This is a genomic window from Rhodococcus sp. BE178, from assembly GCF_050433545.1.
In the GTDB taxonomy this organism is placed as follows: Bacteria; Actinomycetota; Actinomycetes; order Mycobacteriales; family Mycobacteriaceae; genus Prescottella.
The window spans coordinates 209,466-224,744 of sequence record NZ_JBNPXA010000006.1 but is presented as its reverse complement, the minus strand read 5'-3'; the positions used below and the strand labels follow the sequence as shown (position 1 = coordinate 224,744).

The following is a 15,279-nucleotide window of genomic DNA, read 5'->3' as shown; positions in this document are numbered from 1 at the left end:
AGGACGTTATGTAGCTGTTTCGCGGCGAAATCGCGGAACTGGTGCGGACAGCGTGCCCGAGTCGGTACCGGCCCGCGATGGCACCCCGCCACCGGGGATAATTCCCACGTGACTGCAACACTGCGCATCTCCGGCCTGTCCGCATCTCGGGGCGAGCGCACCCTCTTCACCGACCTCGATCTCACCGTCGCGCCCGGCGACGTGATCGGACTCGTCGGCGCAAACGGAGCCGGCAAGTCGACGCTGTTGACCACACTCGCCGGGGTCGGGAGCGCCGACGTCGAGGGAACCGTCACGCTCAGCCCGCCGGACGCCACGGTCGGATACCTCGCACAGGAACCGGACCGGATCGCCGGTGAGACGGTGCTCGAATTCCTGGGGCGCCGGACGGGCGTCACCGCCGCCGAGTCCACGATGAACGCCGCCGCCGAGTCGCTCGCGGACGGCGGTGAGGACCTCTACTCCCCCGCCCTCGACCGCTGGCTCGCCCTCGGCGGTGCCGACCTCGCCGAGCGCGCCGAGAAGGTGCTCTCCGACCTCGGCCTGGACGTCACCGGCGACGCCCACATGACGGACCTGTCGGGCGGCCAGGCCGCCCGCGCCGGGCTGGCGTCGCTGCTGCTGTCCCGCTACGACGTGCTGCTGCTCGACGAGCCCACCAACGACCTGGACCTGCCCGGCCTCGAGCAGCTGGAACAGTTCGTCGCCGAAACCCGGACCGCGCTGGTGGTGGTGAGCCACGATCGAGAGTTCCTGGCGCGCACCGTGACCGGCATCGTCGAACTGGATCTCGCGCAGCAGCAGATCGCGGTGTACGACGGCGGCTACGAGGCCTATCTGGTGGAACGGGAGGTGGCTCGCCGTCACGCCCGCGAGGCGTTCGACGAGTACGCAGGCAACCTCTCCGCGCTCGAGGATCGCGCGCAGATGCAGCGCAACTGGCTCGAGCACGGTGTCCGCAACGCCCGCCGCAAGGCCAAGGGCGGCGACTCCGACAAGATGGGACGCAAGGCCCGCGCGGAATCCACCGAGAAGCAGGCCGCCAAGGCCCGTCAGACCCAGCGCCGGATCGAACGACTCGACGTGGTGGAGGAGCCCCGCAAGGAGTGGGAACTACGGATGGAGATCGCCGCCGCGCCGCGTAGCGGTGCGGTGGTGGCAACGATGAGTGGCGCCGTGGTCCGACGCGACGGCTTCACGTTCGGCCCGGTCACTGCACAGGTCGACTGGGGTGACCGCATCCTCATCACCGGCCCCAACGGATCCGGCAAGTCGACGCTGCTGAGCGTCCTCCTCGGCAAGCTCGCCCCGGACGAGGGCACGGCAACCCTGGGATCGGGTGTCGCGGTCGGCGAGATCGACCAGGCACGTGGACTTTTCGAGGGCGACGAGGTGCTGTCTGACGCGTTCGGTGCGCAGGTCCCGGACTGGCCCGAGGCCGAGGTCCGCACCCTGCTCGCCAAGTTCGGCCTCAAGGGGCACCACGTGCTGCGGCCCGCGTCGTCGCTGTCGCCGGGCGAACGTACCCGTGCGGCCCTCGCGCTGCTACAGGCTCGGGGCGTGAACCTCCTGGTCCTCGACGAACCCACCAATCACCTCGACCTGCCGGCGATCGAACAGCTCGAGCAGGCGATGGAATCCTTCACCGGCACACTGCTGTTGGTCACCCACGACCGGCGGATGCTGGAGTCGACGCGCAGCACCCGACGGTGGCGGATGGACGGCGGCCGACTCAGCGAGAGCTGAGCCGGCCACCGACTGGGCGTCAGCCCAGCAGAACCTGCCCCAGGTACTCGCCCTCACGGCATCCCGGCAGGATCGCGAACACCGCGGACCCGATCGGCGTCGACCACTGGTTGAACATGTCCAACTCGGCGAGGCGCTGTTGCACCGGCAGGTACTGGGCGTCGACGTCGGCCTGGTAGGCCACGAAGATCAGCCCCGAGTCGGAGACTCCGACACCATCCGGCGCCTCGTCGTAGTTGTACGCCCGGCGGTGGAAGCGCTCCCGCGGGTCGACGGGACGGGCCCGAGCGATGTGCGAGAACTCGGAGATGATCGTGAGCCCGCCAGGTCCGGTGGCCTCGAAATCGGGTGTGTCGTGCTCGGATTCACCGGTGAGCGGCGAGCCGTCGGACATCCGTCGGCCCATCACCACGTCACGGCCGGGACCGTCGAGTTCGTCCCACCCGTCGAGGTCGAGGTGGATGCGCCGGATCACCACCGACGTCCCGCCGGCCAGCCACGGCTGCTCCGCACCGTCGTTCCACACCACCTGCGCGAAGTCGTCGCTGCCTGCCTGCGGGTTGACGGTGCCGTCCACCTGCCCCATCAGATTCCGCATCGTGGTGCCGTCCGGTTCGCTGCCGCGGGCGCGGCGGAACCCGCGCTGCACCCAGCGCACCGTCGCGGTGTTGCGGGCAGCCTTGAGCAGCACCCGCAGCGTGTGGGCGACGGTGACCGGATCGTCCGAGCCCACCTGCAGCAGGATGTCTCCGTCGTTCCACCGCTCCTCGAGTCGGTCGATCTCGTACGGCGGCAACGGCTTGCACCACGACGGCCGCCGATCCTCGAGTCCCGCGGCCCGGAACGCGCCCGGGCCGAATCCGACGGTGACGGTGAGCCGCGCCGGTGCCGTCGCGAGGCCGGGCTCGGTGTCGGCGAGTGCGCCGCGCCCCGCGGTGAGCCGGGCCGCGTCGTCGGTCCACACCCGCATCATCCGGACCAGCGCGGCCCGGTCGGTGCCGGGACGCAGGTCGAGTCCGACGAACGTGGTGTGCGCCTGCGGCGTCGTCTCGATGCCCGCCTGGTGTTCCCCGTGGAACGGGACCACCGGCGAGACGGCTTCGGCCCTGGCGGGGCGGGCGACAACGGCGCCCGCCCCGAGGCCGAGGCCGACGCCGCCGACAGCGACGGCACCGGCCCCGAGCAGCCGACGGCGGCTGATATCAGCCACCGTGGTTCATCCCCTGGGTTTCCGCGGGCGCCGCACCGTGGTCGCCACCGCTGTACTCCTCGCGGGCGCCGGTGAAGTCACGGACCTGCGCCGTGAACTGGGCGGTGGCACCGTCGGCGAACTCGAACGTGAACGGGACGTCGGTGCCGGCCTGGACCGGTGCGGGCAGGTCGAACAGCATGATGTGGTCGGCTCCCGGCTTGAGCTCGTACGTGCTGTGTGCCGCCACCGTCACGCCGCCGTCCTTCTCGCGCATCTTCATCGCGCCGGTGCCGTCGGGCGCCATCTCGTGCAGTTCGACGCGCGGCGATGCCGTCGTGGTGACCTTGGTGAGGTTGACCGGGTTGTCGGAGTTGTTGACGATGGTGCCGAACAGTGCGGTCATGCCCGTGTCGGCCGCCTTGACCCACGAGTCCTGCAGCGCGATCGCCGCGGTGTCGGTACCGCTCGACTTCGAGTCGTCCGAGTCGCTGCTGCAGCCGGTGAGAACGAGGCCGGCAGCGACCGCCACGCCGATCGCGAGGGTGCGGGCGCGGGTGAATGCCTTCATGAATCTGTGCCTTTCGTGTGCGGGCGCGCGGCAGTCGTCAGGCGCGCGGGCGCGGCCCGCAGGGTGTGGGAGGACACGCGTCGATGGCGCGAGACGGCCGTGACGCGGTGAAGTGAGGTGAAGCGATCAGCAGAAGACGGGTGGTCCGCGGCGCGCGATGGGACCGACGCGCACCACCGACAGGGGCGGGCGGATGTCGGTGACGACATGCGGAGACGCCGGCTCGAGCCGGACCGGCAGGGCGGCGAGTATCCGCGGCACGATGCGGCGCAGCGCGGCGTAGGCGCGGGGGCCGATGCGTTCGGCACCCGCGATGAGGGCCGCACACAGCACGACAGCGACGGAGTGCGCGAGCAGCATCGGCACCGTCAGGTGTGAACCCGAGTGAGCCCCGGCGTGCGCGTCGCCCAGCGACAACGCCGTATGGGAGAGCACCTGACCGGTGGCCAGGACGGGCACGAGCCACATCCGCCGGACGGCGAGGGCGGGCACCGCAACCACACACGCGGCCAGCACCGTGGCGACACCGGCGAGCAGCAACAGGGTCACGCCGTGCGGGGCGCCGCCACCGGCGATTCCGTGCGCACCGATCGCCAGAGCGATTGCGGACCCGGCGACGGCGACGCCACGCACTTGACGTGCGAGCTCCTCACCTGGGCCGATACGCATGCCCCGAGGTTACTACAGGTCGTCGTATCGGCCGGCCCCGGTGCACCACGGACTGTTCGCTCGATTTGACAGGTTGTTGGGTTTTCCCAACAATCTGTTGCATGAGTCCGGTGCGACGTGGGGCCAACCTCCCCATCCACAACCGCATCGCCGTGCTGCGCGCCGAGCGCAAGATCAGTCGGGCTCGACTCGCCGAACTGATCGAGGTGAACCCTCAGACCGTCGGCGCGCTCGAGCGGGGCGACCACTACCCCAGCCTCGACCTGGCGTTGCGAATCTGCGCGGTGTTCGAGCTTCCGGTGGAGGCCGTGTTCTCGCGAACGGAGTTCGGACCACTCAGCGCCGAGCTGTACCGAAACGATCGAGCCCGAGAAGGAGAGAGCCATGCCTGACGCCGGCATGCTCGAGCGCTATCAGGCCTTCCGCACCCGCCGCTTCCTGCGCAACGAGGAACAGTTCAAGAACTGGCTGCCGAGCTGGCGGACACAGCGTCGGCGGCGCGCACTCGTCGCGCTGCTGGCCGTGATCTTCGTGTGCATGCTCGCGGTGGGCGTCGTCTGCCTGACGAACATGCGGATCGGTCCGCTGCTGTGGCTGCCGGCCGGAGCGTTGTTCATCACGGTGTGGACGACCCTGCAGATCGTCTCCGGCCGCCAGGGCGACGCCCCGCGTGACGCTCTCGACGAGTGGGAGATCGCGCAACGCGACAGCGCCCGCTCGATCGGACTCACGGTGACGCAGGTCCTGACCTTCGTGCCGGCGATGTTCCTGATCATCGGCGGAGCACTCGACCTCGGCATCGATCGCCCCAACTTCATCTACGCCAGCGGACTCTTCGTCCTCACGACGCTCATCATCGGCGCCTGTGTACCCGCGATGATCCTGGCGTGGACCCGCCCCGACCCCGATCCCGACGACCATCTGGAGCCCGAATGACCGGACAGACCCTCACCTTCGACGGGATCTCGAAACGCTACGGCGATCTCGTGGCCCTCGAGGGCCTGAGCTTCGAGGTCCGCCCGGGCGAGATCTTCGGGTTCGTCGGCAGCAACGGTGCCGGCAAGACCACCACGATGCGGATTGCGCTCGGAGTCCTCGCGGCCGACAGCGGCGAGGTCCGCCTCGGCGGCAAGCCCGTCGATCTCGAGGTGCGGCGCTCGATCGGCTACATGCCCGAGGAACGTGGCCTCTACCCGAAGATGAAGGTGGGCCGCCAGCTCGCGTACTTCGCGGAGCTGCACGGGCTGTCCCGCGCCGACGCCGCCGATTCGGTGCGCCGGTGGACCGAGCGCCTCGGCATCGCCGAGCGCGTGAACGACACCGTCGACTCGCTGAGCCTGGGCAACCAGCAGCGCGTGCAGCTCGCGGCCGCGCTCGTCCACGATCCCGCGGTGCTGATCCTCGACGAGCCGTTCTCCGGGCTGGACCCGGTCGCCGTCGACGTCATGAGCAACGTCCTGATCGAGAAGGCGAAAACCGGTGTCCCGGTGATCTTCTCGAGCCACCAGCTGGACCTCGTGCAGCGCCTGTGCGACCGGGTCGGGATCGTCGCCAAGGGTCGGATGAGCACGATCGGAACCGTCGACGAACTGCGCGGCCGGGGCGATGTCCGACTCGAGGTCCACGCCCCCGCGGCGCCGCCCGGATGGGCCGACCATCTCTTCGGCGTCACCACCGTGAGCCATACCGAGGGGCGGACCCTGCTCTCCCTCGGCGCGGGCGCCGACGACCAGGCCGTCCTCGACGCCGCTCTGAAGACCGGACCGGTGCACGAGTTCACCGTCCGCAAGCCGTCCCTGACCGACCTGTTCCGAGAGGTGGTGTCCGCATGAGCGGCACTCGAGAGCGGGGAGGAATCAGCCCGGCCCGCGCGATCGCGCTGGTCGCCCGCCGTGAATTCCTGACGCAGGTGTCGAAGAAGAGCTTCGTCATCAGCAACGCGATCATCCTCATCGCCATCGTCGGCGGCATCCTCGCCGTGTCGCTCTTCTCGGGAGGCGACGACGACGACCGCGCGAAGGTCGGACTCGTGGGCGACCAGTCGCTGAGCGCGGCCCTGGTCGCGACCGGGGACGCAGCCGGTAACCCGGTCGAGGTGACCGAGATCGCCGACGAGCAGACCGCCCGCAGCCAGGTGGAGAGCGGCGACCTCGACGTCGCACTGATTCCCGGCGCCGACAACGGCGTCACCGCGATCACCGAGTCCGAGATCGACTCGTCGCTGCGGGTCGTGCTCGACGCCGCCGTCGCGACGCAGGCCCAGTCGGCAGCGCTGGCCGCCCAGGGCGTGGACGCCACACAGCTCGCCGCGGCCACCGAGGGCGCCGTCGTCACCGTGGAAGCGATCGATCCGCCGGACCCCGAGCGCGGACAGCGCATCGCGCTCTCGACCGCCGTCGTCTTCCTGCTCTACATGCAGATCCTGGTGTTCGGCATGTACGTCGCAATGGGCGTGGTCGAGGAGAAGTCGTCCCGCGTCGTCGAGTTGCTGCTGTCCACGCTGCGTCCGCTGCAGCTGTTGTGGGGCAAGGTGATCGGCATCGGTGCAGTCGGGCTCGCGCAGCTGACGGCGTACGGCGTGGCGGGTGTCGGCACGGGCGTCGCGACCGGAGCACTGACGCTGGGCGGCACCGCGTGGGGCACACTGGCCGGCACGCTCGGCTGGTTCGTGCTCGGGTTCGCGTTCTTCGCGGTGCTCTACGCCGCGACCGGATCGATGGTCTCGCGTCAGGAGGACGTCAATTCCACGGCGATGCCGCTGACCATCCTCGTGATGGCGATGTTCTTCTCCGCGTTCACCGCCGTGCAGGATCCGGACGGCACGCTGTCGAACGTGCTCAGCTGGATTCCGCCGTTCTCCGCGATCCTGATGCCGCTGCGCATCGCCGCGGGCGTCGCGTCTCCCGCGCAGATCGCCGGCACGATCGCGCTGATGCTCGTCGTCACCGTGGCGATGTCGGCCCTCGCCGCCCGCATCTATCAGCGGTCGATCCTGCGGATGGGCAAGACGGTCTCGTGGCGTGAGGCCCTCGCCCGGTAACTAGTCTGGAGCCGTGACGGCCGCCGCCGCTCCTCGAGCGGCGGCGGCCGCTTCGTAACGAAGTGGAGGAAGATCCGTGGCCCCCAAGAAGATCTCGGCTGGTGAACTGATCGGCCAGGTGTTCGACGCCGACAGCTTCGTCTCGTGGGACACCGTCCCGATCGACGTCTCGCCCGATCCGAAGTATCGGGCCGAACTCGACGCCGCCGCAGTGAAGTCGGGCACCGACGAGTCCGTGATCACCGGCACCGCCACGCTCGGTGGTCGTCGGGTCGCGGTGATCGCGTGCGAGTTCGCGTTCCTCGCGGGCTCCATCGGGGTGGCGGCGTCCGAGCGGATCGTCACCGCGATCGAGCGGGCCACCGCGGAGGGGCTGCCGCTGCTCGCGTCGCCGACCTCCGGCGGTACCCGGATGCAGGAGGGCACGCTGGCCTTCGTGCAGATGGTGAAGATCGCGGCGGCCATCGCGGCACACAAGGCCGCGCACCTGCCCTACCTCGTGTATCTGCGGAACCCGACGACCGGTGGCGTGTTCGCGTCGTGGGGGTCGCTCGGGCACGTCACCATCGCCGAACCCGGCGCCCTGGTCGGGTTCCTCGGTCCCCGCGTCTACGAGGCCCTCTACGGCGAGAAGTTCCCGGAGGGGGTGCAGACGTCGGAGAACCTGTACCGCAACGGCGTGATCGACGGTGTCGCGTCGACGACGCAGTTGCGGGACCTCGTCGAGCGCGCGCTACATGTGCTGGTGGATCCGGCCGACCCGCTCGATACGAGTACCGATCCTGTTGCAGAACAGGATGTTCCGGACGTCCCGGCGTGGCAGTCCGTCATGATCTCGCGCCGCGCCGACCGCCCCGGCATTCGCGAGCTGGTCCGTCACGCCACTTCCACCCGGGTACCGCTGAGCGGCACCGGACAGGGCGAGGTCGATTCGACGGTCCTACTGTCACTCGCCCGTTTCCAGGGTCAGCCGTGTGTGCTGTTCGGGCAGGACCGCGCCGGCCAGTCGGCCCTGAACACGATGGGCCCGGCCGCGCTGCGCGAGGCCCGCCGCGGCATGCGGATGGCGGCCGAACTGCGGTTGCCGCTGGTGCTGGTGATCGACACGCTCGGCGCGGCGCTGTCGAAGGAGGCCGAGGAGCGCGGCCTGGCACCGGAGATCGCGCGGTGCATCTCCGATCTCGTCACCCTGCGCACCCCCACCGTCTCGGTGCTGCTCGGGCAGGGCACCGGCGGCGGCGCACTCGCGCTGCTCCCGGCCGACCGCGTCCTCGCCGCCCAGAACGGCTGGCTCGCACCGCTTCCCCCGGAGGGTGCGAGCGCGATCGTCCATCGCGACACCAGCCACGCGCCGCAGATGGCGGCGGCTCAGGGCATTCGGGCGCGGGACCTGCTGCGCGACGGTGTCGTCGACGGCGTCATCCCCGAGCGCCCGGACGCCGCGCTCGAACCGGTCGAGTTCTCGAGGCGTGTCGGGGCGGCGATCGCGCGTGAACTCGTCGCGCTGGGCGGAATGTCGGGAGACGACCGGATTGCGGCCCGGGTCGCCCGCTACCGCACGCTGGGGTTGCCCGCGAGCTGACTCCCTCGGGGTCGACCCGGAGGACACTGGAGGCGAACACCCGCTCGGGACCGTGAAACGGGGAACGAGGAAGGGGACACCATGAATCAACCTCGAGGCCTCGGCGCGACGGCGGTGTTCGTCGCCGCGGCGAGAGCGCTGGAGAGCCAGCGCGAGGACCGGCTGTTCGACGACTTCGTGATCGAGTCCGTCGCCGGCGGCTGCGGTCCGCTGGTGTTTCTCGGCGCCGGGCTCGACACACAGGCCTTCCGGCTGCGCTGGCCGGCGCCCGTGACCGTCTACGAACTCGACACCGCGGACATGCTCGAGTTCAAGGCCTCGGTCGTGAGCGACGCCGCGCCGAACGAGAATGCGACCCGGGTGCCGATCCCGATCGACCTGCGCGACGGCTGGCCCGCCGCCCTCCACGACGCCGGATTCCGCGACGACGTCCCGACCGCGTAGGTCCTCGAGGGCCTGCTGATGTATCTCACGGACGAGGACGTCGACGCACTGATGACCCGTGTCGGTGATCTCTCCGCCGGGGGCAGCGCGCTCGGGGCCACCGTCACCACCGTCGACTTCGCGTCGGTGATGGACGATGCGCCGATCTTCCAGGACAGCCCCTCAGCCGCGAGGAGTGGCTGAAGCTGCTCCGTTCGAACGGTCCCGCCGACGGTGGATGGTCTCGGCCACCAGGAAGTGACGACGGGACGGTTCCACTAGCTCCGTGCCGCGGACCACTCCGCCAACTGGTCCAGTGCGGTCCGTGCGAGGGCCGCGGCCTCGTCCCGATTGACGCGGGAGAGCAGGAGCGCACTGATCGACAGCGACGTCAGGAGTCGGGTGCGATGCACGATCCGGTCGGCCGGGGTGCCGGGGTCGAGGGCGCGCAGCGCGTGGGCCAGCGCCGCGGCCAACTCCGATCGGTAGGCGTCGACCACCGCCCGCTGGGCGTCGTCGTGCGCGGCGAAGCCGGCGGCGCTGTTGAGGAGCAGGCAGCCGCGGCCCGGGTAGTCGTCGGGCAGGGATTCGAGCGCCTCGACGACACCGCAGTAGTACCGCGTCGCGGCGTCCGGGGCGGTGGGCTCGTCGGTGAGGATCCGCAGTCGCGGGCGCACGACGCGGTCCAGGTAGTCCTGCACGGCGGCGTCGAACAGACCGCGCTTGCTACCGAAGGCGTTGTACAGGCTCGACCGATTCAAGCCCGTGGCCCGCTCGAGGTCCGGAACGGACGTCTCCCCGAACCCCCTGTCCCAGAAGAGGTCCCGTGCCCGACCGACCACCGTGTCGGTGTCGAACTCCTGCGTCCGCGGCATGACGACCCCCACTTCTCGTTATGGAACGACCATTGCAGTATATATTGAAACGATCAGTTCAAAATAAGGAGGAGTGACCATGGTCGTCGCGGGACTGATTCTCGCCGCACTCGCCGGCGCGCTGCACGTCTACATCTTCTTCCTCGAATCCATGCGCTGGACCGCCCCGCGCACCCGCGCGACGTTCGGCACCAGCGCCGAGGAGGCCGTCGCGACCAAGGAACTCGCCTTCAATCAGGGCTTCTACAACCTGTTCCTGGCGATCGTCACGGCCGCCGGCATCGTCGGCGTGCTGATCGGCGCGACCGCGGTCGGATCGGCACTCGTGTTCGCCGGAACCGGATCCATGTTCCTCGCGGCGCTCGTGCTGCTGCTGTCGTCGCCGGACAAGGCCCGGGCGGCGATCACACAGGGCACCCTCCCCCTCCTCGCCGTCGTTCTCCTCACGCTCGGACTGATCCTCTGAACCCCGCACACCCCCGAAGGGACAGACCCATGTCGACCAGCACCCAGATCCAGCTCACCGCCCGCCCGACGGGATGGCCCACGCCCGACAACTTCCGGACTGTGACCGTCGAACTGCCCGACCTCGCTCCCAACCAGGTGCGGGTGGCCAACGAGTTCCTCTCCGTCGATCCGTACATGCGCGGCCGGATGAACGATGTGAAGTCGTACGTGCCGCCGTTCGCCCTGGGCGAGACGATGACCGGTGGCGCGGTGGGCCGGATCGTCGAGTCGACGTCGCCCGCCCACCCCGTCGGATCCGTCGTCGTGCACGATTTCGGCTGGCGCGACGTCGCCCAGGGTGATGCCGCGAGCTTCCGTGTCGTGGAGGAGATTCCGGGGGTTCCGGTCTCCGCGTACCTCGGCATCCTCGGGCTGACCGGATTGACCGCATACGTCGGGCTGATGCACATCGCCCACCTGAAGCCGGGCGAGTCCGTGTTCATCTCCGGCGCCGCGGGCGCCGTGGGCACGGCCGCCGGGCAGATCGCCCGACTCGAGGGCGCCGCCCGGGTGATCGGTTCCGCGGGGACCGCCGAGAAGGTGGAGCTGCTCACCGACCGCTACGGATACAGCGCGGCGTTCGACTACAAGCAGGCGCCCGTGCGGGACCAGCTGCGAGAGATCGCCGGGGACGGCATCGACGTCTACTTCGACAACGTCGGCGGCGACCACCTCGAGGCCGCCCTCGACGTGATGCGGGGCGGCGGCCGGGCCGCGCTGTGCGGCGCCATTGCGGCCTACAACGCGACCGAGCGCACCCCCGGTCCCGACAACATGGCCAACATCATCACCCGCGGACTGACCCTGCAGGGCTTCACGCTCGGCAACTACACCCACTTCTTCCCCGAGTTCGCCGCCAAGATGGGCCCCTGGCTGGCATCCGGCGACGTGGTGTTCGAGGAGACCGTCGTCGACGGCATCGACAACTCCGTCGACGCCTTCCTCCAGCTCATGCGCGGCGCAAACATCGGGAAGATGTTGGTGAAGATCTAGGCATCCGGCCCCGATCGCACGCGCAGGAGCGGTCGAACGGAGGATGGTCACTCACGGACCCGGACGTAATCGGTTGTGCTGGAGTCCACTCCAGCTTCTAGTGTCCGGGTATGCACCCAATCCTCCCGCCCACCGCGCTCCTGGAGATCGACTTCCAGCACTGGATCATCGAATCCGTGGCGGGCGGCTCGGCGGTCCACCGGGCCGCCTCGGTCCGCGCCGAACTCCGACGTGCGGGCGCTCGGGTCTTCTGCACCCGGTACCTGAGCCTCGACGCGGCAGACACCTTGCGCGCAGACCCTGCCGGGTACGGGGCATCGTTCCATCCCGAACTGACTCCGGCCGCCGGCGACATCGTTCTCAGCAAGTATCACCGCGATGTGTTCGACAACCCGGATGTCGACACGAACCTCGAACTTCTCGGCATCACCCAAGTCGTGGTCACGGGGATCGCGACAGATCACGGTGTCGAACTCGCCGCGCGCGCCGCCCATCGGCGCGGGTACCGCACGAGTGTCGTCGCGGACGCATGCGCAGGAACCTCGACCGAAGCACACGAGCGTGCCCTCGACAGCCTCGCCGAGGCCGGGATAACGGTGATACGAGATCGGCAAACTTTGCGTTGGAGTGCACTCCAGCGCCTAGCGTCGCAATCATGACCGCTTCACTGGGAATCGCATCTGTAGCAGAGGTCACAGGTCTCACGCAGGACACGCTTCGCTGGTACGAGCGCGAGGGTCTCATTCCACGCGTTGCGCGTGGCACCGACGGACGACGCCGATACGACGATGCATCCATTCGGATCATCCAGCTCATCGTCCGGCTCAAACGCACGGGCATGCCGGTGGCGGAGGTCCGCCGGTTCCTCGCGATGTACGGAGAGGGGGCCGCGAGTCACGGCCGGCGCATGGCGTTGCTGGAGGAACACCGCGCGCGAGTGGCGAGTCAGCTCGCCGAGCTGCGCGAGGACCTCGCTGCCGTCGACGACAAGATCCGCCATTACCGCGGACTCATAGCGGACGGCCTCGACTGCGACGACACCCCGATTACCGATACCTCCATCCGCGAGAGACAAGGTCAACCGGCATGACAGAACACTCCCCCACCAATCCTGATGTCGTATCAACCGTGGAACTCGGTGATGGTCTCTCCGTTAGCCGAATGGGCCTCGGAGCCATGGCATTCAGCCATGTCTACGGCCGGTCGGATCCGGCAGAAGCCCTGCAAACCATCAACCACGCCATCGACATCGGGATCTCCTTCATCGACACGGCCGATGTGTACGGTGAACCCCGCCCGGGGGCCGAGGGGCCCGCCGGAACCAACGAGGAACTCATCGCAGAAGTGCTGCGGCACCGGCGCGACGAGGTGCGGCTGGCGACGAAGTTCGGAATCACCGGCACGGTCGGGGGCAGCGCGGGCGGCAACTCGATCCGTGGCGATCGCGACTACGTGAAGTCGGCTTGCGAAGCGTCGCTGCGGCGGCTGGGAACCGATGTCATCGACCTGTACTACATGCACCGCTGCGAACTCGACCGACCGATCGAGGAAACGGTCGGCGCTATGGCCGAACTCGTCCGCGACGGCAAGATTCGACACATCGGTCTGTCGGAAGTGACCGGCGACGAGTTACGCGCAGCGGCGGCTGTACATCCGGTGGCCGCAGTTCAGAGCGAGTGGAGCGTCTGGTCGCGTGATGTGGAACGGCACGTGGTACCTGCGGCGATCGAGGTCGGGGCGGGATTCGTTCCGTACTCTCCGCTGGGTCGGGGATTTCTCACCGGCACGCTGACGAGGGAGTCCGTCGCGAACTCCATGCGCGCCGGACAGCCGCGATTCGATCAGAACTTCGAGGCGAACCAAGCGGTCGTCACCATCGTCCGGTCGATCGCCGACGAGATTGACGCAACGCCGGCGCAGACTGCCCTGGCCTGGCTCTACTCCCGCGGCACGCGGATGGGGATACCCGTCGTACCGATCCCAGGAACTCGGCGAGCGACACGGATCGACGAGAATGCCGCGTCGCTGTCGATATCGCTGTCCGACGAACAGCTGACGCGCCTCGCCGGTGCGGCCGACATGGCCGCAGGCGGCAGAAATCTCACCTTCAATGGACCGCAGTGGATTTCGGCTGGACGAGAGTGATCTGAACGTCCCCGTCGCGAACATCAACGGGGTGGCGCTGTCGTTGTTCAGTAGCTGAACCCCGTTGACCGAATGTCACACGCGTTCAGCCCAACTGAACGCGTGTGACATTCGGCCGACAGGGGTCAGGAACTGCCGATCATGGCCGCCGGCACGATGACGGCCACCATGACGGCGGTGTTGATCGCGTCGACGGCCTTGCGCACCGCGGCTCCCGCCCATTCGCCGTCCGCAATATCCTTGGCACGCTTGCGGATCGCCTTGCGATCGGCGTCGGGGAACGACTTGGCCGCGGCGTCGACGGCGGACAGCAACGAGACCAGCGCGGCGGTGCGGGGACCGGGGTCCAGGCCCTCGATCAGAACGCCGGACAGCTGGTCCCGGACCGCACGCTCGTGGCTCTCGTCGACCGGCGGCCATGTCTTCGTGGGGAAGATCCCGAGAACCTTGCGGCGGCTCTCGCGAACCCAGCCGCGGCCGATCACCCGCTCGAACACCGCGATCCGCAGTTCGGCGTCGAGCTTCTCGATCACGGTCTCGGGCTTCATCGGCCGGCCGGCATCGCGGATCACGTCGAGGGTGCGAGCGAGGATCGGATCGTCGGGGGTCCCGTCGAGTCGCACGGCCAGGCGACCCTTCTTGACGTCCTCCCCCGCCTCGGCGGGCGTGACGTAGCCGTCGAGGGCGAGCTCGAGCAGCACGGCGCCGGCGAGCACGCGGGGCAGTTTCGTGCCGTCCACGAGCGGGGTGCCGGACTCGTCGTCGAGCAGCAACAGCAGCAGATCTTCGGCGATGAGCGTCATGGCTCCACCGTACGGATCCCGGATGTGGCAGGGTCCGACCATGCCCGATGTCTCCCAGGTGGCCGACGCGCTGGCCGAGAACGCCGACGCGGGCGACGCGCAGCACCTCCAGCGGTTCTTCAAGACCGGCCCCGGTGAGTACGGCGAGGGCGACGTCTTCATCGGGGTGCGGGTGCCCGCGATCCGCAAGCTCGCGAAGCAGTTCGCCGCACTCCCGCTCACCGAGGTCGACGTCCTGCTCGACTCCCCCGTCCACGAGCACCGCCTCGCGGGCCTGCTGATCCTGGTCGAACAGTTCGGCCGGGCGAGCGCGGTTCGCACGCGGGACGACGCCGCGCGGGGACGGATCGCGGACAGCTATCTCGCGGCGGTCCGACGGGGACGGGTGAACAACTGGGACCTGGTGGACCAGTCCGCCCCGTACATCCTCGGCGACTGGCTGTACGACCGTCCTCGCGATCTCGTCTTCGAGCTGGGAACCGACGAGGACCTGTGGCGCCGCCGGGTTGCGCTGCTGACGACGTTCGGATTCATCCGCAACGGTGACGCGTCGACCACCCTCGCGCTGGCGGCCCGCGTCCTCGGGGATCGGCGCGACCTGACGCAGAAGGCGACCGGGTGGATGTTGCGGGAGGTGGGCAAGCGGGTGGACCGCGTCCTGCTCACCGGATTCCTCGACGAGCACGCCGCCGCCATGGGCGCGACCGCGCTGAGCTACGCGACCGAGCATCTCGAC

18 protein-coding genes and 1 pseudogene are annotated in these 15,279 nt (G+C 69.1%); 14 read left to right on the top strand and 5 right to left on the bottom strand.

Translation table 11 applies throughout. The features are described from left to right. Positions 1-108 precede the first annotated feature (108 nt). Positions 109-1,746, top strand: a complete 1,638-nt coding sequence (locus tag J2X34_RS13910) for an ABC-F family ATP-binding cassette domain-containing protein (protein ID WP_114722961.1) — start codon at positions 109-111, stop codon at positions 1,744-1,746. A gap of 19 nt (positions 1,747-1,765) precedes the next feature. Here J2X34_RS13910 and J2X34_RS13905 read toward each other — a convergent pair whose 3' ends face one another. The 3 genes from J2X34_RS13905 to J2X34_RS13895 all read right to left on the bottom strand — a co-directional run bounded on the left by J2X34_RS13905 (position 1,766) and on the right by J2X34_RS13895 (position 4,175). After that, complete coding sequence (locus tag J2X34_RS13905; protein ID WP_114722960.1) at positions 1,766-2,956, bottom strand: Dyp-type peroxidase; 1,191 nt, start codon at positions 2,954-2,956, stop codon at positions 1,766-1,768. Beyond that, the gene (locus J2X34_RS13900; RefSeq protein WP_114722959.1) at positions 2,949-3,506 is read right to left on the bottom strand and encodes a copper chaperone PCu(A)C; all 558 of its coding nucleotides are present in this window, start codon (positions 3,504-3,506) and stop codon (positions 2,949-2,951) included. Before J2X34_RS13900 ends, J2X34_RS13905 begins: the two co-directional genes overlap by 8 nt. 126 nt (positions 3,507-3,632) lie before the next feature. After that, positions 3,633-4,175 carry a hypothetical protein gene (locus tag J2X34_RS13895; RefSeq protein WP_114722958.1) on the bottom strand — a complete coding sequence of 181 codons (543 nt, stop codon included), beginning with the start codon at positions 4,173-4,175 and terminating at the stop codon, positions 3,633-3,635. Positions 4,176-4,276: 101 nt separating this feature from the next. Here J2X34_RS13895 and J2X34_RS13890 point away from each other — a divergent pair, with 101 nt between their 5' ends. From J2X34_RS13890 to J2X34_RS13860, 7 genes are all read left to right on the top strand, one after another. Further along, entirely contained in the window at positions 4,277-4,567 is a 291-nt protein-coding gene (locus J2X34_RS13890; RefSeq protein ID WP_114722957.1) for a helix-turn-helix transcriptional regulator, read from the top strand. Next, complete coding sequence (locus tag J2X34_RS13885) at positions 4,560-5,111, top strand: hypothetical protein (RefSeq protein WP_114722956.1); 552 nt, start codon at positions 4,560-4,562, stop codon at positions 5,109-5,111. The genes J2X34_RS13890 and J2X34_RS13885 overlap by 8 nt, the downstream gene beginning before the upstream one ends. After that, on the top strand, positions 5,108-6,007 hold the full coding sequence (locus J2X34_RS13880) for an ABC transporter ATP-binding protein (protein ID WP_114722955.1): 900 nt from the start codon (positions 5,108-5,110) through the stop codon (positions 6,005-6,007). The genes J2X34_RS13885 and J2X34_RS13880 overlap by 4 nt, the downstream gene beginning before the upstream one ends. Further along, the gene (locus tag J2X34_RS13875) at positions 6,004-7,215 is read left to right on the top strand and encodes an ABC transporter permease (protein ID WP_114722954.1); all 1,212 of its coding nucleotides are present in this window, start codon (positions 6,004-6,006) and stop codon (positions 7,213-7,215) included. The genes J2X34_RS13880 and J2X34_RS13875 overlap by 4 nt, the downstream gene beginning before the upstream one ends. Before the next feature lie 76 nt (positions 7,216-7,291). Next, positions 7,292-8,797 carry a carboxyl transferase domain-containing protein gene (locus J2X34_RS13870; RefSeq protein WP_429517802.1) on the top strand — a complete coding sequence of 502 codons (1,506 nt, stop codon included), beginning with the start codon at positions 7,292-7,294 and terminating at the stop codon, positions 8,795-8,797. Between the two features lie 81 nt (positions 8,798-8,878). Beyond that, a complete protein-coding gene (locus J2X34_RS13865; protein ID WP_114722952.1) occupies positions 8,879-9,241 on the top strand; it encodes an SAM-dependent methyltransferase in 363 nt (120 codons plus the stop codon). An 18-nt stretch (positions 9,242-9,259) separates the two neighbouring features. Then, positions 9,260-9,424: a hypothetical protein gene (locus J2X34_RS13860; protein WP_181818849.1), complete on the top strand. Its 165-nt coding sequence runs from the start codon at positions 9,260-9,262 to the stop codon at positions 9,422-9,424. Positions 9,425-9,498: 74 nt separating this feature from the next. On the opposite strand, the gene J2X34_RS13855 is transcribed toward J2X34_RS13860, so the two are convergent. Next, the gene (locus J2X34_RS13855; RefSeq protein ID WP_114723015.1) at positions 9,499-10,095 is read right to left on the bottom strand and encodes a TetR/AcrR family transcriptional regulator; all 597 of its coding nucleotides are present in this window, start codon (positions 10,093-10,095) and stop codon (positions 9,499-9,501) included. 79 nt (positions 10,096-10,174) lie between these two features. Between J2X34_RS13855 and J2X34_RS13850 the strand changes: the two genes are divergently transcribed. The 5 genes from J2X34_RS13850 (at position 10,175) to J2X34_RS13830 (ending at position 13,740) form a co-directional block, all read left to right on the top strand. Further along, positions 10,175-10,561, top strand: a complete 387-nt coding sequence (locus tag J2X34_RS13850) for a DUF1304 domain-containing protein (protein WP_114722951.1) — start codon at positions 10,175-10,177, stop codon at positions 10,559-10,561. Positions 10,562-10,590: 29 nt separating this feature from the next. Beyond that, positions 10,591-11,595 (top strand): NADP-dependent oxidoreductase, encoded by a 1,005-nt coding sequence (locus tag J2X34_RS13845; RefSeq protein WP_114722950.1) that lies wholly within the window; start codon positions 10,591-10,593, stop codon positions 11,593-11,595. Positions 11,596-11,705: 110 nt separating this feature from the next. Continuing rightward, positions 11,706-12,254, top strand: a complete 549-nt coding sequence (locus J2X34_RS13840; protein ID WP_429517798.1) for a cysteine hydrolase family protein — start codon at positions 11,706-11,708, stop codon at positions 12,252-12,254. Then, entirely contained in the window at positions 12,251-12,685 is a 435-nt protein-coding gene (locus tag J2X34_RS13835) for a MerR family transcriptional regulator (protein ID WP_114722948.1), read from the top strand. Before J2X34_RS13840 ends, J2X34_RS13835 begins: the two co-directional genes overlap by 4 nt. Next, positions 12,682-13,740, top strand: coding sequence for an aldo/keto reductase (locus J2X34_RS13830; RefSeq protein WP_429517795.1), 1,059 nt, complete (start codon positions 12,682-12,684; stop codon positions 13,738-13,740). Before J2X34_RS13835 ends, J2X34_RS13830 begins: the two co-directional genes overlap by 4 nt. A gap of 125 nt (positions 13,741-13,865) precedes the next feature. Here the strand turns inward: J2X34_RS13830 and J2X34_RS13825 are convergent, their stop codons facing one another. Further along, positions 13,866-14,543 (bottom strand): GOLPH3/VPS74 family protein, encoded by a 678-nt coding sequence (locus tag J2X34_RS13825; protein WP_429517793.1) that lies wholly within the window; start codon positions 14,541-14,543, stop codon positions 13,866-13,868. On the opposite strand from J2X34_RS13825, the pseudogene J2X34_RS13820 reads away from it, so the two are divergent. Further along, a pseudogene (locus J2X34_RS13820) lies at positions 14,533-15,264 on the top strand (DNA alkylation repair protein); the annotation flags it as partial. The gene J2X34_RS13825 and the pseudogene J2X34_RS13820 sit on opposite strands and share 11 nt — an antisense overlap. Positions 15,265-15,279 lie beyond the last annotated feature (15 nt).